We start from the raw sequence: 26742 nt of genomic DNA on the forward strand, positions 1-26742 counted from the left end.
ACCCGAGCCTGACCGGCCCCGCGGCGCCGGGCAACCGGGCCGGCCGGGCCCTGTGGAGGAGCCGTCAGCCGACGTACCGGACCGGGCCCTCCCCCTCGGACAGCTCGACGACCTCGCGGGTGGAGGAGGTGTCGACCAGACCGGTGCGGGTGACCGCCCAGAGCGTGTCGCCGACGACCGGGGTGCCGGTGAGCGCGACGTACCGCCCGCGCAGCGTGCTCGCCGAGACCTGCGCCCCGGCGGGCGCGCCGTCGACCGAGAGCGTGCGGACCTCGAAGAGCTCGTCGGCGACCCGGTGCAGCACGGCGACCGACGTCGGGGTGCGCCAGGCGAGGTCGCGGATGCGGACCTCCTCGCCGCCCTCCCAGGTGAGCCGCTGCGAGGCGGAGGCCGAGAGCAGCCGGTTCTGCGCGTAGCGGACCCGGCTGACGCGCACCTGGTCGCCGGTCGAGGTGCGCACGACCGCGACGACGCGGGAGCCGTCGCGGGAGACGAGGAACGAGCGCACGTCCGAGCCGCTGATGCCGGGCACGCGGAGCTCCACCGGGTCCTCGTCGCCGACCTGGGTCGAGACGCGGGCGCCGGTGGCTGTGCGGTCGACGAGCCACAGCCGTCCGCTGGCGTCCCAGGCCGGCGGCAGCAGGTCGGTCGCGCCGCTGACCACGGGGGTGGTGGTGGCCTGCTCGCCGCCGCGGACCGGCGCGCGCAGGACCGTCGTGCCGCTCTCGGTCACCGCGGCGACGGTGGTGGAGGCGACGTCGACGGCGAAGGAACGGATGCCGAGGTCCTCGGCGCCGAAGGGCCCGTCGGTGGCCTGCAGCGAGTCGGGGGCGCCCGCGACGAGCACCCCGTCGCGCAGCGCGTAGAGCCAGCCCGACGCCTGGTAGCCGGCCGGGTCGTAGCGCGCGCCCTCGGCGACGCCGAACTCGGTGATGCCCCCCGGCAGCTGCAGGGGCCGGCCGTCGATGGACACCCGGAACTGCTCGATCGTCGGCACCTGCCGCAGCGTCCACGCCAGCTGGGCGACGACGAGCCGCACCGCCTCGTCGGTCGGCGCGGGCGCGGAGCCGGAGGCGTCGATGGCGATGTCGACGACGTCGCCGACCGGCACCGAGAGCTCCACGGTCGACCCCGCAGGCAGGAACGTCGTCGCCACCCTCGACAGCTGGGGCCCGGGCCCGCCGAGCAGCGCGGAGACCAGGTTGCTGACCAGCTGGTCCCCGCGCGGCACGAAGGCCGGCTCGGGCACCAGCACCCGCGCGTTGGGGTCGAAGTAGTAGAGCGTCACCCGCTGGTAGCGCTGCTCGAACCACGACTGCGGCACGACGAGCGCGTCGGGGGCGGACGCGATCCGGTTCTGCCCGTCGACCAGCTCGACGGGGAACGTCAGGGTCTCGTCGTACGCCGGCAGCGGCCCGCGCCAGCGCCCGGTGCCGTCGAGCCGCTCGGCGCCGACGAGGGTGACCGTGACCCGCGAGCTGCCGCGCGGGGCGAGGAAGTCGTCGTAGGTGATGATCCCGTCCTTGGGGCTCCACGACTCGCGGAACTCCGGCGTGAGGTACTGCCGGGCCACCGACGTGGTGATCGGGAAGGCCGTCATCGCGTCGAGGAACCGGTCGACGACCTCGGCCGACGAGGCGCCGTCCGGCGGGGGCGGCGGGTCGAAGTAGTACTGCCCCGCCGCCTCGCCGGAGCCGACGCCGCTGCCGGTCTCCACGACCGGCCCGTCGTCGGGCAGCGAGACGCAGCCGGTCAGGCCGGCCAGCACCAGGAGGGCGAGCAGCGCCGCCGCGCGCCGCCTCACGGGGTCGCCTCCGCCAGGCGCTCGCGGGCGTCGGTCGGCACCAGCGGCAGCGGGCTGTGGCGCAAGGGCGACCCGGCGCGGCGCGGCAGGGTCACGCGGAACTGCGCCCCCTCGTCGACGCGGCCCCACGCCTGGAGCCAGCCGCCGTGCAGGTGGGTGTCCTCCAGCGAGATCGACAGGCCCAGGCCGGTGCCGCCGCTGGTGCGGGCCCGGGCCGGGTCGGCGCGCCAGAACCGGTTGAACACCAGCGCCGACTCCCCCGGCGCCAGCCCGATGCCGTAGTCGCGCACGGCCACGGCGGCGGAGTGGTCGTCGCCCGCGACGTGGACGACGACACGGGACCGGCCGCGCTCCGGCGGTCCGGCGTGGTCGATCGCGTTGGTGACGAGGTTGCGCACGATGCGCTCCACGCGGCGTACGTCGGCCTCCGCGAGGCACGGGTGCGGCGGGGCGCTGACGGTGAGGGTCACCCCGCGTTGCTCGGCGAGCGCCCGGTTGCGGTCGACGACCCTGTGGGCCACGTCGACGAGGTTGACGTCGTCGAGGTCGAGGACGGCAGCACCGGCGTCGAAGCGGCTGATCTCGAGCAGGTCCACGAGCAGCGTCTCGAACCGGTCCAGCTCGGTCTGCAGCAGCTCGGCGGCGCGGGCGGTGACCGGGTCGAAGTCGCCGCGCGCGTCGTGGAGCACGTCGCCGGCCATCCGCACGGTGGTCAGCGGGGTGCGCAGCTCGTGGGAGACGTCGGAGACGAAGCGGCGCTGCACGCGGCTCAGCTCCTCGAGCTGGCGGATCTGGCGCTGGAGGTTGCTGGCCATCTGGTTGAACGACAGCGCCAGGCGCGCCAGGTCGTCCTCGCCGGAGACACGCATCCGCTCCTGGAGGCGGCCGGCGGCGAGCCGCTCCGCCACGCGACGGGCCATCCGGATCGGGGTGACGACCTGGCGGGTGACCAGCCAGGTCAGCCCCGCGACCAGCACGAGCAGGAGGCCGCCGGCGGTGAGCAGCGCGCGGGTGACCAGCGCGAGCGTGTCCTGCTCCTCCTCCAGCGGGAAGAGGAAGTACATCGTCCAGGCCCGCCCGTCCGAGGGCAGCCGCACCTGCGAGCCCACGACGATGCCCGGGGCCGAGGAGGTGACCTGCCCGCGCTCGTCGACGGTGCGGATCGCGGAGTAGGTCCAGGCGGTGTCGGCGCTGGTCGCGAAGTGGTCGAGCAGCGACTGCGGCACGCTCGAGGTGTCCAGGCCCGGGGTGTAGATGCTCCCGGCGCCCGCCAGCCCGTCCTCGTTGCTGCCCGGCCCGCCCAGCACCACGTCGAAGCCGCGGGTCTCGCCGCGCGCGATGATCGGGGTGGCCAGCTCGGAGGCCTGGGTGCTGGCGTCGGTCTCGGTGCCCGGCACCGCGACCAGCCGCTCGACGGCCTCTGCGGACTCGTTGTCGGCCTCGGCGACGACCGCGTCAACGCGGTTCTCCAGCAGGCCGTCTCGGGTCTGCTGGAGCAGGAACCAGCCGACGCCGCTGACGACGACCGCGGAGAGCACCAGCGTCGAGGCCACGACGCGGGCCTGGATCGAGCGGCGCCAGAACGTCAGGCCGCGCCGGACGGTGGCAGCGAGGCTGCGCCGGGCCGACGGGCCGCGCTCAGGCGTTGCCGGCCTTGTACCCGACGCCACGGACGGTCACCACGATCTCGGGGTTCTCGGGGTCGTGCTCGACCTTGGAGCGCAGCCGCTGGACGTGCACGTTGACCAGCCGGGTGTCGGCCGCGTGGCGGTAGCCCCAGACCTGCTCGAGCAGCACCTCGCGGCTGAAGACCTGCCAGGGCTTGCGCGCGAGCGCGACCAGCAGGTCGAACTCGAGCGGCGTGAGGCTGATCGGCCGGCCGGCCCGGCTCACGGAGTGGCCGGCCACGTCGATGGACAGGTCGCCGATGGTGAGCGTCTCGGCCTGCGAGGTGGAGTCCAGGCGGCGTACCCGGGCGCGGATGCGGGCGATGAGCTCCTTGGGCTTGAACGGCTTGACCACGTAGTCGTCGGCGCCGGACTCCAGGCCGACGACGACGTCGACCGTGTCGCCCTTCGCGGTCAGCATCACGATCGGCACGCCGGACTCGCCGCGGATCTCCTTGCACACGTCGATGCCGTCCTTGCCCGGCAGCATCAGGTCGAGCAGGACGAGGTCGGGGCGGTAGTCGCGGAACGCCGCCAGCGCCTGGTCGCCGCGGGTGACCATCCGGCTGTCGAAGCCCTCCTGGCGCAGGACGATCGTGAGCATCTCCGCGAGGGAGGCGTCGTCGTCGACGACGAGGATCCGCCCCTTCGCGTCGAGCGGGTTCACGGTGCCGGCCTGGCTCATGGGGTCAATCCTGCCAGCCGGACGCAGCAGCCCCCGACTCCTCGGAGCCGGGGGCTGCTGCGGTGTGGCGCGCGGAACGCGCCGACGAGGTCGATCAGTAGCGGTACTGGTCGGACTTGTAGGGCCCCGCGACGTCGACGCCGAGGTACGACGCCTGCGAGTCCGAGAGGGTCGTCAGCCTCACGCCGAGCGCGTCGAGGTGGAGGCGGGCGACCTCCTCGTCGAGGTGCTTGGGCAGCACGTAGACGCCGACCGGGTACTCCTCGGGCTTGGTGAACAGCTCGATCTGGGCCAGCACCTGGTTGGTGAAGGAGTTCGACATGACGAACGACGGGTGGCCGGTCGCGTTGCCGAGGTTCATCAGGCGGCCCTCGGAGAGCACGATGATCGCGTTGCCCTCGCCCTCGGGGAAGGTCCAGACGTCGACCTGCGGCTTGACGTTCTTGCGGACGACGCCGGGGAAGGTCTCCAGGCCGGCCATGTCGATCTCGTTGTCGAAGTGGCCGATGTTGCCGAGGATCGCGTTCTGCTTCATCCGGCGCATCTGGTCGACGGTGACGACGTCCTTGTTGCCGGTCGCGGTGATGATGATGTCGGCGGTCTCGACGACGTCGTCCAGGGTCGAGACCTGGTAGCCGTCCATGGCCGCCTGCAGCGCGCAGATCGGATCGATCTCGGTGACGATGACGCGGGCGCCCTGGCCGCGCAGCGACTCCGCGCAGCCCTTGCCGACGTCGCCGTAGCCGCAGACGACCGCGACCTTGCCGCCCATGAGGACGTCGGTGGCGCGGTTGATGCCGTCGATGAGCGAGTGACGGCAGCCGTACTTGTTGTCGAACTTCGACTTGGTGACCGAGTCGTTGACGTTGATCGCCGGGAAGAGCAGCGAGCCCTCGCGCATCATGTCGTAGAGGCGGAGCACACCGGTGGTGGTCTCCTCGGTGACGCCCTTGAGCTCGGCGGCGATCGAGGTCCAGCGGTCCTGGCTCTCGGCGAGGGACTTGTTGAGGACCTCGAAGATGATCCGCTGCTCGGTGCTGGTGGCGGTGGCCGGGTCGGGCGCCTCGCCCTTCTTCTCCGCCTCGACACCGAGGTGGACCAGCAGGGTCGCGTCGCCGCCGTCGTCGAGGATCATGTTGGCGAAGCGCTTCTCGCCGTCCACGTCGGGCCACTGCAGGATCTGCTGGGTGCACCACCAGTACTCCTCCAGCGACTCGCCCTTCCAGGCGAAGACCGGGACGCCCTGGGGGTCCTCCGGCGTGCCGTTGGGGCCGACCGCGATCGCGGCGGCGGCGTGGTCCTGGGTGGAGAAGATGTTGCAGGAGGCCCAACGGACCTCGGCGCCGAGCGCGACGAGCGTCTCGATGAGGACGGCCGTCTGGATCGTCATGTGCAGCGAGCCCGCGATCCGAGCACCCGCGAGCGGCTGCTCGGCGGCGTACCGCTCACGCATGGCCATCAGGCCGGGCATCTCGTGCTCGGCGAGCTCGATCTCGGTGCGGCCGAAATCGGCCAGGCTCAGGTCGGCGACCTTGTGGTCCATGGGTGCTCCTGGGAGTGCGGCGGACATCTCCTCGAGCGTAGGACGCGCGCCCGAACGAGCAGGAATCCTCGACGCGCCTTCACCATTCTTGGTCATCCTCCGCCGGCCCGTTGGTCGAGCAGCGAGCCCTGGTGAGCGTCGACGAGACCCCTGCACCCGACCTTCGGCCTGCGGGCCGTGGGTGGTCGCGGTGGGAGCAGCTATGAGGACGGGTACGCCGTGGCTCGCGGCTGCTTCCCGACTCACGGCAGCCTCGTCTCGGCTGGTTGAGGAGGGCCGCCAGGCCCGTCTCGAAACCCGCCGAGAACTCGTTCTCGGCTGGTTGAGGAGGGCCGCCAGGCCCGTCTCGAAACCCGCCGAGAACTCGTTGAAGTTGTTGTCCGCATAGTGGCTTGACCTGGGGAAACAGCCCTGTCACTGTCGGTGGTCGCTGCTTGAGTAGACCCATGGCCAAGGACTCCCGACCCACCGCGCACCCGGTGTGCCGCGCGGTCGCGAAGTCCCGGAGGAAGGCCCGCTCGGCCTGCAGCTCCCAGCTCTGGCAGATGTCCGACACCGAGGTCTCGACCGCGCTGCTGGAGGCCACGCGGCTGCGCACCCAGGCCGAGGCGCTGGAGCTCAAGCTCGCCGCCGAGGCCGACCGCCGCGCGGTCGGCGACAAGGTCGGTGCCACCGACACCGCGTCCTGGTGGTCCCACGAGACCCGGCAGGACCGGCCGGCCGCCAAGCGGCGGATGCGGCTCGCGGAGTCGCTCGACCGCCACGCCCCCACCGCAGCTGCGCTCGCGGAGGGTGCGATCAGTGTCGACCACGCGAGGGTCATCACCGACTGCGTCGACAAGCTGTCCGACGACCTCGAGGACCCGACCATCCCGGAGCGGGCCGAGAAGCACCTGCTCAACGAGGCCCTCGACGTCACTCCGAAGACGCTCGCGATCCTCGCGAAGCACGTCCTCACGGTCGTCGCCCCCGAGATCGGCGAGGAACGCGACGCCCGCGCCCTCCAGCGCGAAGAGCGTGAAGCCCGCGCCAACGCCTGGCTCACCATGTGCCCCGACGGCAAGGGATCGGTGCGCGGGAAGTTCTCCATCCCGACCCTGCACGGCGAGATGCTCAAGAAGATGCTGCTCGCCTTCGCCGCACCCAAGCACCAAGCCGCGACCAGGGGCGATGAGACGGCAGAAGCAGGGGATCGCCGTCCTTCGCCGGAGCGGATGGGCGACGCGTTCTGCGAGCTCCTCGAACGCCTGCCCGCCGACAAGCTCCTCCAGCTCGGCGGTCTCAACGCCTCCGTCGTCGTGATCATCGACTACACCGCACTCACGAGCGACATCGGCCGCGCCACCCTCGAGTCCGGCGAACCCATCTCCGCATCCCAAGCCCGGCGCATGGCCTGCGAAGCCGGACTCCTCCCCGCCGTCCTCGGCAGGAAGTCAGAGCTCCTCGACCTCGGCCGCACCGCCCGCCTCTTCTCCGGCGCCCAGCGCCGCGGGCTCGCGATCACCCAGCAGACCTGCACCGCCACCGGCTGTGACTGGCCGGCCCACCTCTGCCACGCCCACCACGACGACAGCTGGCTCCACGGCGGGAAGACCGACATCAGAAACGCGAGACTGCTGTGCCCCCGGCATCACGCCCGCGTCCACGACCCACGCTTCGCGACCACCCACCATCCCGACGGCGCCGTATCGTTCCACATGCGGACATAGCCGCTGGTTGAGCAGCGAAGGCGTGCTGCGCCTGAGCGTCGACGAAACCCCCGCACCCGCTCAGGGCAGCGACCACCCCCATCGGGACGACCGCCCCGAGGTCCTGCGCACCTCACCGGGTCTCGTCGACGCTCGCCAGGGCTCGCTGCTCGACCAACGGCGGTTCCCGGCGCGCGCCTCCGCTGGTTGAGCAGCGAAGGCCCGCTGAGGGCCTGAGCGTCGACGAAACCCCCGCACCTGCGCAGGGCGGCGACCACCACAGGCCCTGCCCACCTCACCGGGACTCGACGACGCTCGCCAGGGCTCGCTGCTCGACCAACGGAGGACCGCCCGCGCTCGCTGCTCGACCAGCGGAGGGCTCGACCGGCCGGAGTGTCAGTGGGCGGCGGCGGGCTCGTCCTTCTTGCCGAACGGCAGGACGTGCATGACCGCGACGACGATCGCGCCGAGGACCAGGCCGAAGACGGCGGAGCAGGCGGTGTTGACGATCCATCCGAGGACGCCGCCGAGGGAGCCGGTGGCGTCGTGGGCGGCCTCCTCCAGGTGGTGGACGAGCTCGTACGGCGCGTGCCAGCCCAGCTCGTCGAGGCCGACCAGCTCGATGTGGCCGCCGACCCACAGCATGGCGACGGTGCCGACGACGGAGATGACCGTGAGCAGCTTCGGCATGCCGGCGACGAGGCCGCGGCCGACCTTCTGGGCGAACGTCGAGGAGCGGCGGGCCAGGTGGAGGCCGAAGTCGTCCATCTTCACGATGAGCGCGACGACGCCGTACACGGCGACCGTGATGGCGATCGCCACGACGACGAGGATGGCGGCGCGGGCCCAGAAGCCCTCGTCGGCGACCTCGTTCAGCGAGATCACCATGATCTCGGCCGAGAGGATCAGGTCGGTGCGGATCGCACCGGAGACCATCGTCTTCTCCGCCTCCGGCCCCGACTCCGCGACGGGGGCGGCGTGGCTGTCGTGGCCGCTCAGCTTGCCCCAGATCTTCTCCGCGCCCTCGAAGCACAGGTAGGCGCCGCCGAGCATCAGGATCGGGGTCAGCAGGAACTCGGCGAACTGGCTGAGCAGCAGCGCCACCGGCAGGATGATCAGCAGCTTGTTGCGGATGGAGCCGATCGCGATCCGCTTGATCATCGGCAGCTCGCGGTCGGCGGCGACGCCGTGGACGTACTGCGGGGTGACCGCGGTGTCGTCGACGACCACGCCGGCCGCCTTGGTCGTCGCCCGCCCCGCGGCGGCACCCACGTCGTCGATGGAGGCCGCGGCCAGGCGCGCGAGGGCCGCGACGTCGTCGAGCAGTCCGAACAGTCCAGCGCTCACGCGATGTTCCCTCCTGAGGGTGTCGGACGTCCCGACGTGGGCGGAACCCTAGCGGCCCGGCACGACCCGGTCGCCGTCCCGGGCGGCCCGGTCCTCGGCGGCCCGGTCCTCGGCGGCTTCCTGCACGGCGTCGGCGAGCACGTCGGCCTCGACGGTGGCGTCGCGCAGCTCGTGGGCGTGCTCGACGCGCCGCTCGGCGAAGCCGACCGGGTCGACGAGGTGCTGGAGCCGCGAGGCGACCGGCCGCCAGGCCAGGAACAGGCTGAGCCCGACGGCCGCGAGGGTGGTCAGCACGATCGAGAGGGCGTAGTGGCCCTCCGCCCACGACGGGAACCCGGCGTACTCAGCGCCCTTCACGAAGAAGCCGTGGAAGAGGTAGACGACCAGCGTCGCCGCACCCATCCGGGTGAACCAGCCACCGATCCGCGGCACCAGCGCGAGGAACGCCCACGCGCCGACCGTGCCCATGACCAGCAGGCACGCGCGGGTGACGAAGGCCTGGGTGTCACTGACGTCGAGCTCGTCGTAGCGGGCGCGGTAGTAGAGCCACTCGGTCGCCGCCCACTCGTCGGTGCGGGAGGTCAGCAGCCAGATGCCGACGAACACCCCGACCGCGACGACCTGCACCCGCGGGGCGCGCAGCCGCTCGAGCCGCTCGGGGGTGGCCTTGAGGCCCATGACGAAGAACGGCAGCAGGCCCAGCACCCGGGCCATGTCGAGCGTGTCGCCGGCGTAGAGACCGGCCAGCACGCTGATGACCACCGCGACCCCGAGCCCGCCCCAGAGGTTCTTGAAGACCGGGGTCAGGAGCCGCCAGAAGAACAGCGCGGCGAGGTACCACATCGGCCAGTGCGGGTCCTGCCAGAGGTCCTCGAGCTCCTCCCCGCCGACGAGGATGCGGAAGGCGGCGATGGCGGCCTCGAAGACGACGTACGGCACCGCGACGGTGCGCACCAGCTGCCACATCCGCGCCTTGGAGTAGGTGAAGGAGCGCGAGAGGTAGCCGGTGACGAAGACGAACGCCGGCACGTGCCAGGCGTAGAGGAAGTCGTATCCGTGGCCGACGAAGGCGGTGTCGGGCAGCAGCACCCACGCGTGACCGAGCACGACGAGGGTGACCAGCGCCATCTTGGCGTTGTCGAACCACGGATCCCGCTTCACCCGGGTCTGGTGCCCGGCCCCGGAGCGGGCTACACCTGAGCTGGCGCCCCGACCGGGCTGCACCTGGGGCGTCAGTCGTCGACGAGGCCGAGGCGGAGGTACTCCGCGGCCCAGGTGCCCTGCAGCAGCAGCGAGGCGTAGCGGGCGACCTCGCTGGGCGCCTCGGTCGTCAGCGTCTCAACGCGTACGCCGCGTGCGGCGGCCGTGTCCTCGAGCCGACGGCGGTGGTCGCCGAGCACGGGGTCCTCGTTGCCGTCGTCGAGCACGAGCAGCGTCGGGCGGAGCTCGCCGCCGCCGTCGGCGAAGGGGTCGTCGAAGACGTCACGCGGACGGGTCGCCTCGATGACCGGCAGCACCTGATCGACGTCCCCGGCGATCGCGGTGCGGCCGCTGGCGCGACGGATCGACTCCGCCACGCGGCGAGCGGCGCGGGCGGCGAGCACCGAGCCGCCCCAGACGAGCGGGTTGGCGTCGGCCAGCGCGATGGCGAGCATCTTGGCGGGGTTGATCGACAGGTCGCGGTAGGGCGAGCAGCCGATCGCGACGTCGTCGAGCGCGGAGGCGACGCCCTCGGGGTCGGCGCTCGGGCCGAGCCGGACCAGGTCGAGGAACGACAGCACGACCACTGCGGTGGCCAGGGGGTCCTGCGTGGCGACCGGGAAGATCGTGCTCCAGCGGCCGGCGGCGTGGTCGGCGACCATCGAGCCCGGCGGGCAGGCGACGACCACCTGGCAGCCGCGGCGGACCGCCTCGGCGACCGCGGACGCGGTGCCGCTGTCGGCGCCGTCGGGCGCGAGGACCACGACGAGGTCGAGCGAGCCGGCCCAACCGGGCAGCACCGGTCCGGGCCAGGCGACGAACGGCACCGGGCACCACGGCTCGAGCACCGCGCGGAGCAGGCGCGAGTCGGGGCCGGCGGCGATGATCGCGCGCGGGCGGGCCTGGTCCTGGAGCCGGCCGACGGCCTCGTGGATCGCCTCCGACGCGTCGCTGCACTCGCGGCGCACCCGCGAGCCGGACTCGGCCAGGGTGCGGAACCGCAGGTCGGCCGCGCCGATCGCGGTCTCGTCGTCGAGGCGGGACTCGTCGAACCAGGTCACGGGATCAGGGCTTCCGGGCCTCGTCGACGAGCAGGACGGGGATGTCGTCGCGCACGGGGTAGGCGTAGGCGCACTCCCCGCGGCACACGAGCTCCCCGCCCTCGGGCGACGGTGCGGGGACGAGGTCCCCGTGGCAGTTCGGGCAGACGATGATGTCCAGCAGCCCCTGGTCGATGTTCACGAGCCCTCCTGGCGGATGGTGGCGAGGACCTCGTCGCGGATCGCGGCCATGGTGGCCTCGTCCCGGCCCTCGGCGTTGAGGCGGAGCAGCGGCTCGGTGTTCGAGGGCCGCACGTTGAAGGTCCAGTCGGCGTGGCTGACCGTCAGCCCGTCGAGCCCGTCGGTGGTGACGCCGTCGCGGGCGGCGTACTGCTGCTCGATGCGGGCGATCGCCGCCTGCTGGTCCGCGACCGTGGAGTTGATCTCGCCGCTGACCGGGTAGCGCTCGTACTCGGCGAGCAGCTGCGAGAGCGTCGTGTCGGTCTCGGCGAGCGCGGCGAGGGCGTGCAGCGCGGCGAGCATGCCGGAGTCGGCGCGCCAGAAGTCGCGGAAGTAGAAGTGCCCGCTGTGCTCGCCGCCGAAGATCGCGTCGGTCTCGGCCATCGTGGCCTTGATGTAGGAGTGGCCGACGCGGGTGCGCACCGGCGTGCCGCCGAGCTCGGTGACCAGCTCGGGGACCGCGCGGCTGGTGATCAGGTTGTGGATGATCGTCGCTCCCGGCTCCTTGGCCAGCTCACGGGCGGCGATGAGCGCGGTCAGCGTCGAGGGCGAGACGTTGCGGCCGGTCTCGTCGACGAGGAAGCAGCGGTCGGCGTCGCCGTCGAAGGCCAGGCCGACGTCCGCGCCGGTCTCGAGCACCCTGGCCTGCAGGTCGCGGAGGTTCTCGGCCTCGATCGGGTTGGCCTCGTGGTTGGGGAAGGTGCCGTCGAGCTCGAAGTACATCGGCACCAGCTCGACCCGGTCCCCCAGGCGGTCGAAGACGGCCGGCGCGGTGTGGCCGGCCATGCCGTTGCCGGCGTCGACGACGACCTTCAGCCGCCGGCCCTCGACGGGCGCGAGCGAGAGCAGGTGGTCGGCGTACGCCGCCAGCACGTCCTGCTCGGTCACCGACCCGGTCCGCTCGGCGTCCTGCGTCGACCCGCTCACGACCAGGTCGCGGATCTCGGCCAGCCCGGTCTCCATGCCGATCGGCTGGGCGTGGGAGCGGCACATCTTGATGCCGTTGTACTGCGCCGGGTTGTGGCTCGCGGTGAACATCGCGCCCGGCATCTCGAGGTGGCCAGAGGCGAAGTAGAGCTGGTCGGTCGAGGCCAGCCCGATCATCACCACGTCGGCGCCGGCCGCGGTCGCTCCCTCGGCGAACGCCCGCGCCATCCCGGGGCTGCTGGGCCGCATGTCGTGGCCCACCACGACGCTGGTCGCGCCGACGACCTGCACGTAGGCACGGCCGGTCGCGCGCGCCAGCTCGTCGTCGAGCTGGTCGGGCACGGTGCCGCGGACGTCGTACGCCTTGAAGATCGCGGCGATGTTCGCGGGGTCGAGGGTGTCGGCCATGGCCAGACCCTAACGAGGTGGGCCGAGGGGGTCAGTCGGTGGTCAGCACGCGCAGGTGACCGCGGCGGCCGCGCTCGCGCGCGTTCTCCTCCGCAGGGGGCAGCCGCACCACGTGCTGCACCGGGCGGGCGGCCTCGCGGACCGCGTCGGCGAGGGCCAGCAGGTCGTCGGTGGACGGCCCCGCGGCGGACGGGTCCGGCGCCAGGCGGAGCACCTCCCAGCCGCGCGGGGCGGAGAGCCGCTCGCTGTGGGCCTCGCAGAGGTCGTAGGCGTGCGGCTCGGCGTAGGTGGCCAGCGGACCGAGGACGGCGGTCTGGTCGGCGTAGACGTAGGTGAGCGTGCTGGTCGCAGGACGGCCGCACGCGGTGCGCGAACAGCGACGGGCGGGACTCACGAGCAGACCGTACCCCTCGGCACCGACCACCCGGCTTAGGCTCGCGGCGTGACCGACCGCGCCCCCGACCGCGCCCCCGACGGCTCCCGCGGCCCCCGCAGGCGCGACCGGCGCGGCCGCGGGATGCGCGGGCCCGGCGTGCTCCCCCGCACCCCCGGCCGCCCGGAGACCCGGACGCGGCGCGAGCGCTTCGACGACCTCGTGCTCGCGGTCGTCGAGGAGGTCGACGCACGGTGGGCCGACCGCCTCGGCACGGTGGAGTACGCCGTCGAGGACACCCCGCACCTGCCCGACGACTGGGACCCCACCACCGTGCCGCTCGGCTCGGCGGTGCGCGGCAGCGACGGCGAGCCGTCCCGCGTCGTGCTCTTCCGCCGCCCGATCGAGCACCGCGCCGAGACCCGTTCCGAGCTCGACGCGCTCGTGCTGACCGTCGTCGTCGAGCAGGTCGCCGACCTGCTCAACGTCGACCCGTCCGTCATCGACCCGCGCTACGACACCGACGACGACTGACGGCTCCTGCTAGGGCAGGCCGGGGCGGACGTGGGGGACGAGCGAGGAGCGCACCAGCTCCCGGAGCCGCACGACGCCGGAGCCGCCGGTCGCGGCGACGACCGAGGCGACCACGGGCGTGCGCTGCGGGGTGACCGTGAGGTGCACGGCCCGGGCGGGCAGGCCGACCGCGACGCCGCGGTCGGGCGAGACCTCGACCCGCTTGGTGGCCAGCTCGGTGCCGGAGGCGTCGCGTGCGACGACCTCGACGACGCCCGTGGAGGTGGCACCGGCGACCACGAGCCGCTTGCGGCCGGGCGGGACGACCGCGACCGTGGCGTCCTCGAAGCCGGCGGTCGGCACGGCGTGGGCGAGGTCCCCGCCCACGAAGGAGCGCAGGGTCGCGGTGACCGGGCCGGTGGCGTCGACGACGACGCCGAGCGCACCGTCGGCGACGAGCGGGCCGAGCGTGGCGCCGAGCTCGACGCGGGCGACCGACTGCGGCGGGACCCGGACGTCCTCGAGGCCCTCGGGGGCGAAGACCGACCGCTCGTCGAGCACGCGAACGCCCGCCCGCACCTCGGAGTCGCCGTCGTTGGCGATCACCAGCGTGCGGCGGCCGGGCCCGGTGGGCAGGCCGAGCAGGGTCGCGGAGGTGGCGGGGGCGGCCTGCGGAGGCAGGTGGTCCTCCGCGGCGTCGCCGGCGCCGAGCTCGTCGACCCGGTCGAGCACGTCGGAGAAGACCCGGCCCCGCTGGGTGGTGACGTGCAGCGAGAGCTCGTCGCGGCGCGGCACGAGCTCGGCGAGGTCGAGCCGGACGCGGCTGCGCCCGGGGACGGCCACCCCGCGCAGGGCGGGGGCCTCGACGACCCCGGCGCGCCCGGTGACGACGACGTCGGCGACCGCCGCGCCGTTGTCCGGGTTGACCAGCTCCAGGACCGAGGAGTGGCCCGCGCCGGCACCGACGCCGGTGAACCACTGCTCGGGCGCGGGTGCGGCGCACTCGGCGACGCGCAGCGGGCGGTCGGCGTACCGCCCGGCGACCAGGCCGGGCGCCAGCTCGTCCTGGGCGCCGACGACGACGGGGCGGCCGCGCAGGCCGGCCACCTCGGCCACCCGGTCGGGGGCGACCTCGACCTCGGACTCCTCGTTGCCGAGCCCGGCGACGACCGTGCCCGACCCACCGGAGGCCGGGGTGACGCGGGCGGGCGCCTCGGCCGCGGGGCACACGACCGACGCGGCCCCGAGGGTGGTCTCCACGGGTGAGCGGTCCGGGACGCCGGGGGTCTCGGTGCGCGTGAGCAGCACCGCCCCGCCGGTGAGCAGCGGCAGCAGCACCGCCAGCACGACGGTGACGTCGAGGGCGCGGGAGGGCCGGGCGCGGGCGGCCCGGCGGGAGGTGGTGCTCATCGACGCCTCCGCTCGAGGGCGCGCTGGGTGGTGGGCGCGCACAGCACGAGCACCCAGACGAGCCCGATGCCCTGGACGAGGAGGAGCACGACCCGCAGCCACGAGCGCGGACCGTCGAGCGCGTCGTCGGCGACCGGCCGGTCGACCTGCCAGGCGCGCGTGGCGGGGTCGGCGGCGCTGGCCTGGACGAGCCCGCCGGTGGCGTCGAGCATCGCGGCGACCGCGCCGTCGGCGGGGGCGGGGAGCACGACGTACTCGATCCCCCGGTCGCCGAGCTCGGTCACCAGCGCCGGTGTCGGCCGCGAGGCGAGCTGCTGCACGTCGCGGGTGAGCGCGTCGTCCTCGGGGGCGAGCGCGAGCACCTCGTCCTCCCCCAGGGTCACGCCGTCGCCGCGACGGACCACCCAGGTCAGGCCGTCCTCGACCGAGCCGCGGACGACGAGGATGCCGTGGTCGTCGCCGCGGGTGGCGGCCTGGACCATGTACGCCGGGATGCCGGACCGCGGGTCCTCGTCCAGCGAGGCGTCGGCGCCCGCGAGCGACCAGGCCAGCCCGCCGAGCGGCACCACGGCCGCGACGACGGTGACGGCCGCGGCCACCCGGCGGGGCGCACCCTGGCCGCCGAGGACCGCCGCGACGACGAACGCGCCCTGGAGCACCACCACGAGGAACCCGAGCGCCGGCCCGGTCTCGACGGTGGCCAGCGAGAGGGTGACCGTGCCGAGGAGCGCGGCCACGACGGCAGCGACGAGGGCGACGATCCAGGCCACGAGCACCGGGACCCGGGTGGCGCGCGGCACCAGCGCCAGGACGGCCAGCGCGGCCACGACCACCCCCAGCCACCAGGGCGCGCCGAGGTCGCCCAGCCGGCCGGCGACCAGGTCGAGCGGGGCGACGGTCGGCACCGGCAGGCGGCCCGGCTCGAGCAGCAGCCCCTCGGCGGCCCGCTCCAGCAGGCTCGGCAGCCACCAGGGCGCCAGGAGCAGCAGCGGCACGGCCAGCGCCACCAGCGGCGGCGCCCAGACCGAGCGGTCGCGCAGGCCGGAGCGGACGACGGCGTACGACGCGGCGAGCACGACCAGCCCGAGCAGGGCGGCGAACGGCCAGGCGACGGGGGCGAAGGCGGTGGTCAGCGCGAGCAGGACGCCGGTGCGCCAGGCGGCGCGCCAGCGGCGGTCCGGCTCGGGGTCGGCGAAGCCGAGGGCGGCGTGCGCGAGCCACGGGAGGACGGCGACGGTGACGACCGGGCCGAGGCGGCCGTCGCCCCAGGCGCCGCTGGTGAGCGCCACGAGCGACCAGGTCGTCGAGCCCCACAGCAGCAGCCAGCGCGGGGCGCCCTGCGGCGAGACGAACCGGCCGACCACGCGCAGCAGCCGCCACGAGCCCCACAGCGCGACCGGGGCCGCGAGCACGAGCAGGGCGCTGACCGCGCCGGTGGTGCCGAGGACGGTGCCGACCAGCGCCAGCGGGAGCAGGTGCGGCGGCGCGGGAACGCCCGTGCCCTGGCCGAGCGGGTGCCAGTGCTCGACGTGCAGCCGCCACCAGTCGCCGACCCCGGCGGGCACCGGCGAGAGGCCGCCGCCCGCGACGGCGCCGTACGCCTCACGGGCCGCGACGAGCAGTGCGACGAGGACCACCGCGAGGGCGACCGCGACGGGGTTGGTGAGGAAGCGCGCGACGACGCCGGTGTCGGCGTACTCCTCGTCGTCGTCGAGCTCGCGCCGGCGCGCGGCCATCGACGACGGGTCGTGCTCGGCCTTGGCCGCCCGGCGGCGCTCGGCGACGTCGGCGGCCTGGTGGGTGGCCGCCGCGGCGAGGTCGCTGACGAAGTCCAGCCCGTGGCGGTAGGGCAGCCACGGCGGCGCGAGCAGCCGGCGCACGTCGGCGGGCTCGCGGACCTGCCGCTCCTGGCGCTCGCGGCGGGCGGCGTGGACCTCGCGGGGGCTGGAGTAGACCGAGACCAGAGCGGCGAGCTCGTCGAGTGCCTCGCCGACCGAGCGGACCAGCAGGAAGCCGATGACGCGCAGCACGGTCCCGAGCGCGAGCCGGACCAGCTGGAAGGGCAGCGACCGGGCGCGGGAGTTGGCGAGCAGCGTGTAGAGCGCGGCGCGGCGCTCCTGGTAGTGGGTGTGCCGGCCGGTCAGCGGCGTGCGACGTGCGCCGCGGTGGGCCGCCTCGGCGTGGAAGACGATGGCCTGCGGCACCACGATCGTGCGGTGTCCGGCCGCGGCGGCGCGCCAGCCGAAGTCGACGTCGTTGCCGAAGATCGGCAGCTGCCGGTCGAACCCGTCGAGCTCCTCGAGCACGTGGCGGCGCACGAGCATGCCGGCGGTGTTGACCGCGAGCACGGTGCGGACGGCGTCGTGCTGGCCCTGGTCGTACTCACCGCGCTCCAGGCCGGTCTCGCGCCGGCCGGTGCCGGAGATCGTGACGCCGAGCTCGAGCAGGCGGCGCAGCGAGGGCCACTCGCGCAGCTTGGGGCCGAGCACGGCCGCGTCCGGCTGCTCCGCGGCCGCGGCGAGCAGCTCCTCGAGCGCGCGGGGGTCGGGGTTGCTGTCGTCGTGGAGGAGCCAGGCCCAGTCGCCGTCCCGGTCCACGTGGGAGTCGGGGTGGACGTCGAGGTGGGCGTCGGGGTGGGCGGCTGCGGCCTTCTCCAGGCCGAGCGCGACGGCGGCGGGGTACGACGTGGCGCCGGTGACCCGCTCGACGCCACCGACCAGCAGGTCGCCGAGCGCGGACTCCACCAGGTCGGCGCTGCCGTCCTTGCTGCCGGTGTCGACGGCGACGACCGCGTCGACGGGGCGGGTCTGGGCACGCAGCCCGTCCAGGACCGCGGGGAGCCAGCGGGCGCCGTCGTGGCTGACGAGCAGCGCGACGACACGACCCGGGGCGGACACGTCGGAAGACCCTACGGGGCCTGCCGGGGACGCTCCGAAATGAGAAGGACCCCGGCCGCTGACGACCGAGGTTCCCCTCTCCTGCTGCCCCTGCTCAGACTGCGCGCTTCTTCAGCTTGCGGCGCTCCCTCTCGGAGAGACCACCCCAGATGCCGAACCGCTCGTCGTTCATGAGTGCGGACTCCAGACACTCGGTCCGCACCTCGCAGGTGAGGCAGACCTTCTTGGCCTCCCTCGTCGATCCACCCTTCTCGGGGAAGAACGCCTCGGGGTCGGTCTGGGCGCACAACGCACGCTCCTGCCAACCCGCTTCCTCGGCGTCCCCGTCGAGGAGAAAAAGTTCTCTCACGGCACTCGCCCTTTCGACCCGGTGATGCTGACGTGCCCGACACGTACGACACTATGGGAATTACATGCCTGTCGTACCCACTTGGTCAAGCCCGCATCTGATATGGGTCCTGCGGACCCGTCGCCGGGAGCCGTGGGCCCGCAGGCGATGATGGCCGCATGATCAGGGACATCACCGTCCTGGCCGGTGGCACCGGCGGGGCCCGCTTCCTCCAGGGGCTGCTGCACGGCATCTCCGCCGGCACCCTTCCCGGGGTGGCCCAGGACGCCGTCGTCACCGTCGTGGCCAACACCGCCGACGACATCTGGGTTCACGGCCTCAAGGTCTGCCCCGACCTCGACACCGTGATGTACACCCTCGGCGACGGCATCGACCCGGTCCGCCGGTGGGGCCGGCGCGACGAGACGTGGAGCGTGCGGACCGAGCTGGCGGAGTACGGCGTGGAGCCGACCTGGTTCGGCCTCGGCGACCGCGACGTGGCCACCCACCTGGTCCGCACGCAGATGCTCGAGGCGGGCTACCCGCTCTCGGCGGTCACCACCGCGCTGTGCCGCCGCTGGCTCGAGCCGACGTACGGCGACCGCGTCCGGCTGCTGCCGATGACCGACGACCGGGTCGAGACCCACGTCGCGGTCACCGACGAGGAGAGCCCCAGCGGCCGCCGCGTCGTGCACTTCCAGGAGTACTGGGTGCGGCTGCGCGCGTCGGTCCCTGCCGAGACGGTCGTGTTCGTCGGACTGGACCAGGCCACCCCCGGCCCGGGCGTGCTCGACGCGATCACGGGCGCCGACCTGGTCCTGCTCCCGCCCTCGAACCCGGTCGTCTCCGTCGGCACCATCCTCGGCGTCCCGGACGTCCGCGACGTGCTGCGCGTGACCAAGGCGCCGGTGGTCGGGGTCTCCCCCATCGTCGGCGGCAGCCACGTCCACGGCATGGCCGAGCAGATGCTCACCTCGATCGGCGTCGAGGTCGGCGCGGCCGCGGTCGGGCTGCACTACGGCGCCCGCTCGGCCGGAGGGGTCCTCGACGGCTGGCTGGTCGACGAGGGCGACGCCGACCAGGTGGCCCGGGTCCGCGACGGCGGGATCGCCTGCCGCGCCGTGCCGCTGATGATGACCGACCACGACGCCACCGCGGCGATGGCCGCGGCCGCGATCGAGCTGGTCACCGGCCCGGCGGCGGTCTGAGCGCGTGATCAGCGTCTGGGCGCCCGACGGCGTCGGTGAGGTGCGCGCGGGCGACGACCTGGCGGCGCTGGTGCTGCCGCTGGTCGAGCTCGCCGACGGCGACGTCCTCGTCGTCACCAGCAAGGTGGTGAGCAAGGCCGAGGGCCGGGTCGTGAGCGGCACGACGCGCGAGGAGGCGCTCGCGGGCGAGACCGCCCGGGTGGTCGCCAGACGCGGGCCCACGACGATCGTGCGGACCCACCACGGGCTGACGATGGCTGCGGCCGGCATCGACAACAGCAACGTCGAGCTGGGTTCGGTCGTGCTGCTGCCGGTCGACCCGGACGCCTCCGCCCGCCGGCTGCGCGCCACCGTGCTCGAGCGCACCGGTCGCAACGTCGGCGTCGTCGTCACCGACACCGCCGGCCGCGCCTGGCGCGAGGGCCAGACCGACATCGCGATCGGCGCCGCCGGACTCGTCGTGGCCGAGACGTTTGCCGGTCGCGTCGACGCCCACGGCAACCCGCTGGTCGTCACCGCCCCGGCCGTCGCCGACGAGGTCGCCGGCGTCGCCGAGCTGGCGTCCGGCAAGCTCGGCGCCCGCCCGTTCGCGATCGTCCGCGGCCGCGCCGACCTGGTCCTCGCCCCCGGCGACGACGGCCCCGGTGCGCGGGCGCTGGTGCGGCCCGAGGGCGGCGACCTGTTCGGGTACGGCGCGCGCGAGGCCGTCGTCCGCGCCGTGCTCGGCGACCCGGCCGACCAGGCACCGTTCGGCACGCCGGTCCCGCCCGAGGACCTGGCCGACGTGCTGCGGCTGCTCCCGGGCGTCGAGGTGGCCGCCCGGGTGGACGGTCTCGTCGTGCGGGGCGGTCGCCCCGACGCGGTCGCCACGCTGGCGTTCGCCCACGGCTGGCGGGTCGCCGACGCGGCCGGCGCGGCGGCGTACGAACAGACGGGTGGGGCGGGTTCGGCCGTCGAGGCACGGCTGCGCCCGGCCACGACCTAGACTCGGCCGCGCATCCCTGACCGTCGTACCCACCGCGAGGAAATCCGAACCGTGGCCAAGCCCGCCAAGAACGACCGCCAGGCGGTCATCGACTCGATCCGCAAGAAGCAGAAGGGCGCCGACAAGCGCCGGGGCTTCGCGATCGTCGGTGTCTGCTCGCTGGTGGCCCTGCTCCTCATCGGCGCGGCTGCCTACCAGCCGATCAAGGACTGGTGGGACCTCCGCAAGTTCAACGACATCGACATCGCCTCGATCGGTGCGCCGGCATCGGCGTGCCAGAAGATCACCACGCGCGAGGCCACCGGCAACCAGGAGCACGTCCCGACCGGCACCACGGTCGACTACGAGGACTCGCCGCCGGCCTTCGGCGCCCACTGGAACGAGGCCAACGTCGCCCCCGACCCGATGGAGCGCAAGCTCTACTCGGTCGAGGACCGGCCCGCCGTCGAGGCGCTCGTGCACAACCTCGAGCACGGCTACACCGTCCTCTGGTACGACGAGACCGCGGCCAAGGACGACGACATGATGGACGACATCCGCGGCATCGCCACGAAGTTCAAGGGCACCTCGAACCTGCGCCTGAAGTTCAAGGCCGTCCCGTGGACCGAGGAGGACGGCGAGCCGTTCCCCGACGGCCAGCACATCGCCTACACCCACTGGTCGATCGGCGGAGCCGGCAACGACGTCTCCGACACCTCCACCCAGGTGGGCGTCTGGCAGTACTGCGCCGAGCCCTCCGGCGAGGCGCTCGAGGACTTCATGATCGAGTACCCCTACATGGACTCCCCCGAGCCGAACGCCATGTGACCTGCTGGTCACCCTCGTTCACACCGAACGGGCCGGTCCCTCCCTCGTGGGGGGCCGGCCCGTTTTCGCGTCTTCGGGGGTGGTGGGAACGTCCCAGGTCACTTGGGATCCTCCGCGCCCCGTGCGCCTCTCCAGTCACAGCAGTCACAGGCGTCGGCGTACCACCTATAGGTGGTACGCCGGACGTTCTGGGCCGATGCGGACGTCCAAGAGGTCAGGCGTACCACCAATTGGTGGTACGCCTGGAACCTCATCAGTCACACCAGCCCCAGCGACCCCAGGCAGCAGGTGGGACGCGAGGTGGCGCGGATGCTCAGGTCAGAGCTTGGACATCTTCGCGAAGGGCGAGGGGACGCGGACGCTGCGGTCGCCGAAGTCGACGGTGACGCAGACCCGGTCGACGTGGGTGACGCGGCCGAGGCCGTGGGAGTCGTGCGAGACGCGGTCGTCGACGACGTACTCCTCGATCACCTGCTCGGGCTCCGGCTTGAAGGGACTGCTGGCGAGATGGCGTGGCCGCGCCCGGTGCGAGGATGACATTGCTCCCAGTATGCGCCTGCGGTGGCCGTCGCGCCGCTTCCCTGCCGATTCGGCCGGCAGGGCCAGGCACGCGCACGACGCGCGAGGGGCGCCTCAGGTGAGGTCGGTGCGGCCGTCGTCGGTGAGCCCGGTGACGACCGCCTTGACGTCCTGCGCACGCGAGCGGGTGGTGACCAGGAGAGCGTCGGGGGTGTCGACGACGACGACGTCCTCGAGCCCGACGACGGCGACGACGCGCTCCGAGCGCGGCACGACCAGGCCGGTGGCGTCGACGGCGCGCACGAGCGACTCGTCGCCGAGCACCGTCAGCGAACCGGCCCCGCCGCGCAGCTCGTCGAGCAGCGTGGCGAGCGAGTCGAAGTCGCCGATGTCGTCCCAGCCGAAGGTCGACGGCACGGTGACGACCCGGCCGGCGTCGGCGGCGGGCTCGGCCACGGCGTGGTCCAGGGCGATCTTCGGCAGGTCCGGCCACAGCTCGTCGAGCCGCTCCGGCTCGGCCGCGATCGCGCGCAGCGCGGCGGCGAAGTCCGGGTGCCACGTGGCGAGCAGGTCGAGCAGGACGCCGGGCCGTACGACGAACATGCCGGCATTCCAGCGGTAGCGGCCGGTCGCGAGGTACGCCGTCGCCACATCCGTCGACGGCTTCTCTACGAACTCGCGGACCGACGCGACCCCCGGGTGGCCCGGCAGCTCGTCCCCCAGGTGCACGTACCCGAAGGCGGACGACGCGAAGGTCGGCTCGATCCCGAGGGTCACCAGCCACCCCTCCCGGGCGACGCGGACCGCGGTGCGCACGCAGTCGCGGAACGCCTCGGGGTCGGCGATGACGTGGTCGGCGGCGAAGGATCCCATGACCGCGTCGGGGTCGCGCCGCTCGAGGATCGCCGCGGCCAGGCCGATCGCGGCCATCGAGTCGCGCGCCGACGGCTCGGCGAGGATCGCGTCCTCCCCCAGCGCCGCCAGCTGGTCGGCGACCGCGTCGCGGTGCGGCCGGCCGGTGACGACGAGGAAGCGGTCCTCGGCCAGCGGCGCGAGCCGCTCGTGGGTCTCCTGGAGCAGCGAGCGGCCGCTGCCGGTGAGGTCGCGCAGGAACTTCGGCGAGGTCCGCCGCGACAGCGGCCACAGCCGCGTGCCGGCCCCGCCGGCGGGAATGACGGCCCAGAAGCCCTCCAGCGCGGACGTGGTCGCGGAGGTGTTCGCGGAGGTGGTCGCGGACGGGTCGGCAGCAGCGGAGCTCATGGGCCCGAAGCCTAGGGCCGGGCCCGTGTCTAGGGTGACGAGCGTGACGACCTTCCCCACCGTCCTGGCCGACCTGCTGCACCGCGAGCCCGGGCGCCCGCTGGTGACGTTCTACGACGACGCGACCGGCGAGCGCGTGGAGCTGTCGGTGACGACGTACGCCAACTGGGTCGCCAAGGCCTCCTCGCTGCTCGTCGAGGAGCACGACCTCGAGCGCGGCGACACGGTCCGCGTCGACCTGCCGGCCCACTGGCTCGGCCCGGTCTTCCTCGGCGCGGCCTGGAACGCCGGCCTGACGGTCACGCTCGACGATGACACCAGCACCGAGCCGGACGCGATCGTCTGCGGCCCGGACGGGCTCGACCGCTGGGCGGGCCACGCCGACGACGTACCGGTCCTGGCCTGCTCGCTGCTCCCCCTCGGCGTCCGCTTCGCCGACCCGTTGCCGGCCGGCGTCCACGACGTCGGCGTCGAGGTCTGGTCGCAGCCGGACTCGTTCATCCCGTGGGACCCGCCGCAGGAGGACGACGTCGCCGTCCGCGTCGGCGGCAGCGCCACCACCCAGGCCGCGCTGTGGAGCGCGGCCGCCGCCGGGAGTCTCCTCACCGACGGCGGCCGGCTCCTCTCGGAGGCGAACCCGGCTTCCCCACCAGGCCTCGCCACCTTCACCGAGCCGCTCGCACGGAGCGGCTCGCTGGTCCTGGTCGTCCGCGCCGGACGGGAGCGGCTCGAGGCGACGTACGCCGCCGAGCGCGCCACCGCCCGCTTCCCCGCGTGACGACCGGGGCCATGTCTCACCCGACCAGGTCGTAGACCCCCGCTCCCTCGCCGATCAGGCGCCGCGCGCCGAGGCCAGAGGTCGTGCCGGGCAGCAGCCACAGCTTCCCGTCGGCCTTGCTGCGGGCGATGACGTCGGCGTGACCGGTGAGCTGGACGTCGCTGACGCCGACCAGCCAGTCGTACGCCGACACGTCGGTGCCGAGCGCGCGGGGGGTCGTCAGCCCGCCCGGGCCGTTGCCCGGGTAGAGCGACAGCCGGTCGCCCACGCGGAACAGCGTGTCGGGCGCGCCGTCGGCGTCCCAGCGGCCCACCGGCACCTGCTGGGTGGCGGCCACCCGCGAGCGGATGACGTACGACGCCGCGAGGCCGTCCAGCCCACGACCGGGGTAGACGCGCAGCGCGCCGCCGACGGGCTGGCCGACCAGGTCGGGCCAGCCGTCGCCGGTGAGGTCGCCGGCGGCCGCCAGCAGCTGCACGTCGCGGAAGCCCTTGGCCAGCTGCGTGGCCTTGCCGAACCGGCCGGTGCCGTCGCCGCGGCGCAGCGACAGGGCGCCGGTCGACCGGTTGCGGGTGACCATGTCGCCCGCACCGTCGCGGTCCCAGTCGCCGACGCTGAGCAGCACGTCGGCGTTGCGCAGGTTGACACCGGTCGGGACGGGGGCGGTGGTGTCGAAGGTGCCGACGTTCTCCACCACGACGAGCGCGTCGCCGCGCCGCGCGACCAGGTCGGGCGTGGCGTCGCCGACGAGGTCGCCGCCGGAGGTGACGGCCGTCAGCGCGCCGGTGCGCTTGACCGGGCCGATGGCCGAGCCGAACGTGCCATCGCCGCGGCCGGGCCGCACGAAGCCGTTGCCGTTGTCGGCGCGCTGGACGAAGAGGTCCGCGCGGCCGTCGCGGTCGTAGTCGCCACCGCCGGTGATCGAGCCGAACTGCTTCCAGCTACCGGCGATCGCCTGCCGGGTCGCCGGGTCGAGGCCGGCCGAGCCGCGGTGCAGCCAGAGCTTGCCGGCGGTGTCGCGCGCCAGCAGGTCGGCGCGGCCGTCGCCGTCGAGGTCACCGGGGCCGACGAGCACGTCATAGCCCTCCCAGCCCGCGGTGCCGGCCTGGCGCGTGAAGCCACCGGCCCCGTTGCCGCGGTAGACGTCGAGCCGACCGGTCGCGGCCCGCGCCACCAGGTCGTTGCGGCCGTCGCCGTCGAGGTCGCCCACGGCGGTGAGCAGGTCGTGGTCGGCGGTGGCTGCGGTCGCCGGGCCGGTCGCCGCGAAGCCGCCCGAGCCGTCCGCCGCACGGACCTGCGCGGAGCCGTCCGCGCGGCGTACGACGAGGTCGGGGCGGCCGTCACCGGTCAGGTCGGGCGAGACGACGGCGGTCCCGGACGCGTCGGCGGCGCCCCAGCCGGCGGCGACCGGCCGGGCGGCGCGGAAGGCGGTCAGGCCGCCCGTCGGGACGATGTAGCCCTTGCCGTCGGTGGCGTTGCGGACCAGCAGGTCCGGGTGCGGCGTCCCGACGAGGTCCGACTCGCGCTCGCGGCCCGACCAGCCCTCCTGGGCGCCGGCGGCGAGGTCGCGGATCTGCGGCACCTTCGCGTAGAGGTGGCGGCCCGGGCACGCCGTCGAGCCAGCGTCGCGGTGCCCGTTGATGGCGCGGAAGGACTTCTTGCCCACGACCTGCGACGGCGAGGAGGCGTCGACGCCGTGCAGCGAGAGCTTCCACGCGAAGAGCGCGCCGTAGGCCTGCACCATCGCGCTGCTGGGCTGGGCGACGTCGAAGTTGCCGATCGCCGACATCGCGAAGGAGTTCTCGTTGTAGCCGAGCGTGTGCGCGCCGACCACCGGCCGGTCGATCCCGCCGGCGCGGCCCTCCCAGATCCGGCCGAACCGGTCGACGAGGAAGTTGTAGCCCACGTCGGACCAGCCGCGGGACTGCGTGTGGTAGGCGTAGATGCTGCGCAGGATGCCCGGCACCTGCGCCCGCGTGTAGTCGTTGGCGTTGACCGTGTGGTGCACGAAGCCGGCGTGGACCTCGTAGTAGGACGGCGCGCTCTTGCCGCGCAGCTTCTCGTTGGCGCCCCACTGCGCGCGGGAGTAGATCACCGGACGCGGCGTGTACGTCGCCGCCCGCAGCGCCAGCCCGTCCGTGCCCGACTCGGCGTCCCCGGCCCCGCTGGTCAGCTCGTCCGCCGGCTCGTCGGTGGCGCCCCCACCGGTCGCGTGCAGCGCCGGCTTCTCCCGCGCCACCACGCCCGCGTGCCCCGGGTCGACCACGGCGAGCCGCAGGTCGTCGGGCACGCCGGCCTTGGAGCGGACCCGCACCTGCACCCGGTCGACCTCGCCGACGAGCAGCTCGTCGGTGCCGGGCCGCGCCCGCCGCGCCTCGGCGCTGTCGGGGTCGGGGCCGTGCTCGTCGTGGTAGGCCAGCTCGGCCCACCCGGTCCACGCGCCGTCGGTCTCGGTGCGGACCTCGAAAGAGATCGCGTCGTCGTCGATCGCCTCGCCGTGCTGCCAGGTGACCCCGACGGCGCCGTAGCCGGTCACCGGCTGCGGCTCGGCGACGACCTCCGCGGCGCCCCCGGCCACCCGCGTCCGGGCCTGCAGCGCCCGCTTGGCGACGCGGCCGTCGGCGGGCGCCGTCAGCGCGTACTCGGTCACCACCGGGTCGACGACCTCCGCCGGCACGACCGAGGTGTTGACCGTCTCCGCGGCGTACGCCGACAGCCGGCCGGTGACGGACACGCCGTTGCTCTGGCCCAGCCCGAGGCCGTACGCCGGCGCGCCGCCGGGCGCCTCGTGCACCACGTCGAGGGTGAGCACCCGGGCCGCCGGCGTGAGCACGGCGAGCACCGCTCCGAGCGCCAGCACCTGCTGGCACCCGGTGACGAAACGGTCCTTCGACCTGGACATGGCGACCTGTTCTTCGTGCGGGGGAAGTTCACACAGGGCGCAACTTTCACACGCGTCACAGGCCGGTCGGAAGAGTTCGTGAGTAACTACAACGCTGTAATTTCCACTCGACACGCCGACGTTCTTCAGATTTGTCAAGTCAGAGGATGCTCTGCTCCGGCGCTCCAGAGACCCCCGACACGCCGGCTCGAGCACGTCTTTCCGACTCCCCCG

Annotated in this window: 22 protein-coding genes; 6 read left to right on the forward strand and 16 right to left on the reverse strand. The window is 73.9% G+C overall.

The features are described from left to right. Positions 1 to 64: 64 nt before the first annotated feature. The 4 genes from QWY29_RS12910 to ahcY all read right to left on the reverse strand — a co-directional run bounded on the left by QWY29_RS12910 (position 65) and on the right by ahcY (position 5699). Positions 65 to 1804, reverse strand: coding sequence for an LpqB family beta-propeller domain-containing protein (locus QWY29_RS12910; RefSeq protein ID WP_300961428.1), 1740 nt, complete (start codon positions 1802 to 1804; stop codon positions 65 to 67). Continuing rightward, positions 1801 to 3474 carry an MtrAB system histidine kinase MtrB gene (gene mtrB, locus QWY29_RS12915; protein ID WP_439117428.1) on the reverse strand — a complete coding sequence of 558 codons (1674 nt, stop codon included), beginning with the start codon at positions 3472 to 3474 and terminating at the stop codon, positions 1801 to 1803. Before mtrB ends, QWY29_RS12910 begins: the two co-directional genes overlap by 4 nt. Continuing rightward, on the reverse strand, positions 3443 to 4156 hold the full coding sequence (mtrA, locus tag QWY29_RS12920; RefSeq protein ID WP_300961430.1) for an MtrAB system response regulator MtrA: 714 nt from the start codon (positions 4154 to 4156) through the stop codon (positions 3443 to 3445). Before mtrA ends, mtrB begins: the two co-directional genes overlap by 32 nt. 94 nt (positions 4157 to 4250) lie before the next feature. Next, positions 4251 to 5699 (reverse strand): adenosylhomocysteinase, encoded by a 1449-nt coding sequence (gene ahcY, locus QWY29_RS12925; protein ID WP_439117434.1) that lies wholly within the window; start codon positions 5697 to 5699, stop codon positions 4251 to 4253. A 446-nt stretch (positions 5700 to 6145) separates the two neighbouring features. On the opposite strand from ahcY, the gene QWY29_RS12930 reads away from it, so the two are divergent. Beyond that, positions 6146 to 7408, forward strand: coding sequence for an HNH endonuclease signature motif containing protein (locus QWY29_RS12930; RefSeq protein ID WP_300961432.1), 1263 nt, complete (start codon positions 6146 to 6148; stop codon positions 7406 to 7408). Between the two features lie 375 nt (positions 7409 to 7783). Here the strand turns inward: QWY29_RS12930 and QWY29_RS12935 are convergent, their stop codons facing one another. From QWY29_RS12935 to QWY29_RS12960, 6 genes are all read right to left on the reverse strand, one after another. Then, entirely contained in the window at positions 7784 to 8734 is a 951-nt protein-coding gene (locus QWY29_RS12935; RefSeq protein WP_300961433.1) for a DUF808 domain-containing protein, read from the reverse strand. Between the two features lie 48 nt (positions 8735 to 8782). Next, the gene (locus QWY29_RS12940; RefSeq protein WP_300961434.1) at positions 8783 to 9895 is read right to left on the reverse strand and encodes an acyltransferase family protein; all 1113 of its coding nucleotides are present in this window, start codon (positions 9893 to 9895) and stop codon (positions 8783 to 8785) included. A gap of 71 nt (positions 9896 to 9966) precedes the next feature. Continuing rightward, the gene (locus QWY29_RS12945) at positions 9967 to 10995 is read right to left on the reverse strand and encodes an SIS domain-containing protein (protein WP_300961435.1); all 1029 of its coding nucleotides are present in this window, start codon (positions 10993 to 10995) and stop codon (positions 9967 to 9969) included. Between the two features lie 4 nt (positions 10996 to 10999). Further along, positions 11000 to 11176, reverse strand: a complete 177-nt coding sequence (locus tag QWY29_RS12950; RefSeq protein ID WP_300961436.1) for a Trm112 family protein — start codon at positions 11174 to 11176, stop codon at positions 11000 to 11002. Then, a complete protein-coding gene (locus QWY29_RS12955) occupies positions 11173 to 12549 on the reverse strand; it encodes a phosphomannomutase/phosphoglucomutase (protein WP_300961437.1) in 1377 nt (458 codons plus the stop codon). The genes QWY29_RS12950 and QWY29_RS12955 overlap by 4 nt, the downstream gene beginning before the upstream one ends. A gap of 31 nt (positions 12550 to 12580) precedes the next feature. After that, positions 12581 to 12943 (reverse strand): DUF3499 domain-containing protein, encoded by a 363-nt coding sequence (locus QWY29_RS12960; protein ID WP_300961438.1) that lies wholly within the window; start codon positions 12941 to 12943, stop codon positions 12581 to 12583. Between the two features lie 48 nt (positions 12944 to 12991). On the opposite strand from QWY29_RS12960, the gene QWY29_RS12965 reads away from it, so the two are divergent. Then, positions 12992 to 13456 (forward strand): metallopeptidase family protein, encoded by a 465-nt coding sequence (locus QWY29_RS12965; RefSeq protein WP_300961439.1) that lies wholly within the window; start codon positions 12992 to 12994, stop codon positions 13454 to 13456. A 9-nt stretch (positions 13457 to 13465) separates the two neighbouring features. On the opposite strand, the gene QWY29_RS12970 is transcribed toward QWY29_RS12965, so the two are convergent. The 3 genes from QWY29_RS12970 to QWY29_RS12980 all read right to left on the reverse strand — a co-directional run bounded on the left by QWY29_RS12970 (position 13466) and on the right by QWY29_RS12980 (position 18091). Further along, positions 13466 to 14845 carry a DUF5719 family protein gene (locus QWY29_RS12970; protein ID WP_300961440.1) on the reverse strand — a complete coding sequence of 460 codons (1380 nt, stop codon included), beginning with the start codon at positions 14843 to 14845 and terminating at the stop codon, positions 13466 to 13468. Continuing rightward, positions 14842 to 17742 (reverse strand): glycosyltransferase family 2 protein, encoded by a 2901-nt coding sequence (locus tag QWY29_RS12975; RefSeq protein ID WP_300961441.1) that lies wholly within the window; start codon positions 17740 to 17742, stop codon positions 14842 to 14844. Before QWY29_RS12975 ends, QWY29_RS12970 begins: the two co-directional genes overlap by 4 nt. Positions 17743 to 17836: 94 nt before the next feature. Next, positions 17837 to 18091 carry a WhiB family transcriptional regulator gene (locus tag QWY29_RS12980; RefSeq protein ID WP_166192530.1) on the reverse strand — a complete coding sequence of 85 codons (255 nt, stop codon included), beginning with the start codon at positions 18089 to 18091 and terminating at the stop codon, positions 17837 to 17839. Positions 18092 to 18249: 158 nt separating this feature from the next. On the opposite strand from QWY29_RS12980, the gene cofD reads away from it, so the two are divergent. The 3 genes from cofD to QWY29_RS12995 are packed head-to-tail and all read left to right on the forward strand — an operon-like array spanning position 18250 to position 21070. Continuing rightward, complete coding sequence (gene cofD / locus QWY29_RS12985; RefSeq protein WP_300961442.1) at positions 18250 to 19278, forward strand: 2-phospho-L-lactate transferase; 1029 nt, start codon at positions 18250 to 18252, stop codon at positions 19276 to 19278. A 4-nt stretch (positions 19279 to 19282) separates the two neighbouring features. After that, positions 19283 to 20263, forward strand: coding sequence for a coenzyme F420-0:L-glutamate ligase (gene cofE, locus QWY29_RS12990; RefSeq protein ID WP_300961443.1), 981 nt, complete (start codon positions 19283 to 19285; stop codon positions 20261 to 20263). Between the two features lie 51 nt (positions 20264 to 20314). Then, positions 20315 to 21070, forward strand: a complete 756-nt coding sequence (locus tag QWY29_RS12995; RefSeq protein ID WP_300961444.1) for a DUF3105 domain-containing protein — start codon at positions 20315 to 20317, stop codon at positions 21068 to 21070. A gap of 318 nt (positions 21071 to 21388) precedes the next feature. On the opposite strand, the gene QWY29_RS13000 is transcribed toward QWY29_RS12995, so the two are convergent. Beyond that, positions 21389 to 21610, reverse strand: a complete 222-nt coding sequence (locus tag QWY29_RS13000; protein WP_300961445.1) for a hypothetical protein — start codon at positions 21608 to 21610, stop codon at positions 21389 to 21391. A 93-nt stretch (positions 21611 to 21703) separates the two neighbouring features. Next, entirely contained in the window at positions 21704 to 22849 is a 1146-nt protein-coding gene (locus QWY29_RS13005) for a mannose-1-phosphate guanylyltransferase (protein ID WP_300961446.1), read from the reverse strand. 43 nt (positions 22850 to 22892) lie between these two features. Here QWY29_RS13005 and QWY29_RS13010 point away from each other — a divergent pair, with 43 nt between their 5' ends. Next, on the forward strand, positions 22893 to 23627 hold the full coding sequence (locus QWY29_RS13010) for a TIGR03089 family protein (RefSeq protein WP_300961447.1): 735 nt from the start codon (positions 22893 to 22895) through the stop codon (positions 23625 to 23627). 16 nt (positions 23628 to 23643) lie between these two features. Here the strand turns inward: QWY29_RS13010 and QWY29_RS13015 are convergent, their stop codons facing one another. Then, a complete protein-coding gene (locus QWY29_RS13015; RefSeq protein ID WP_300961448.1) occupies positions 23644 to 26529 on the reverse strand; it encodes an FG-GAP-like repeat-containing protein in 2886 nt (961 codons plus the stop codon). Between the last annotated feature and the right edge of the window lie 213 nt (positions 26530 to 26742).

Origin of the sequence: Nocardioides abyssi (genome assembly GCF_030412915.1) — a bacterium.
Lineage (GTDB): Bacteria > Actinomycetota > Actinomycetes > Propionibacteriales > Nocardioidaceae > Nocardioides > Nocardioides abyssi.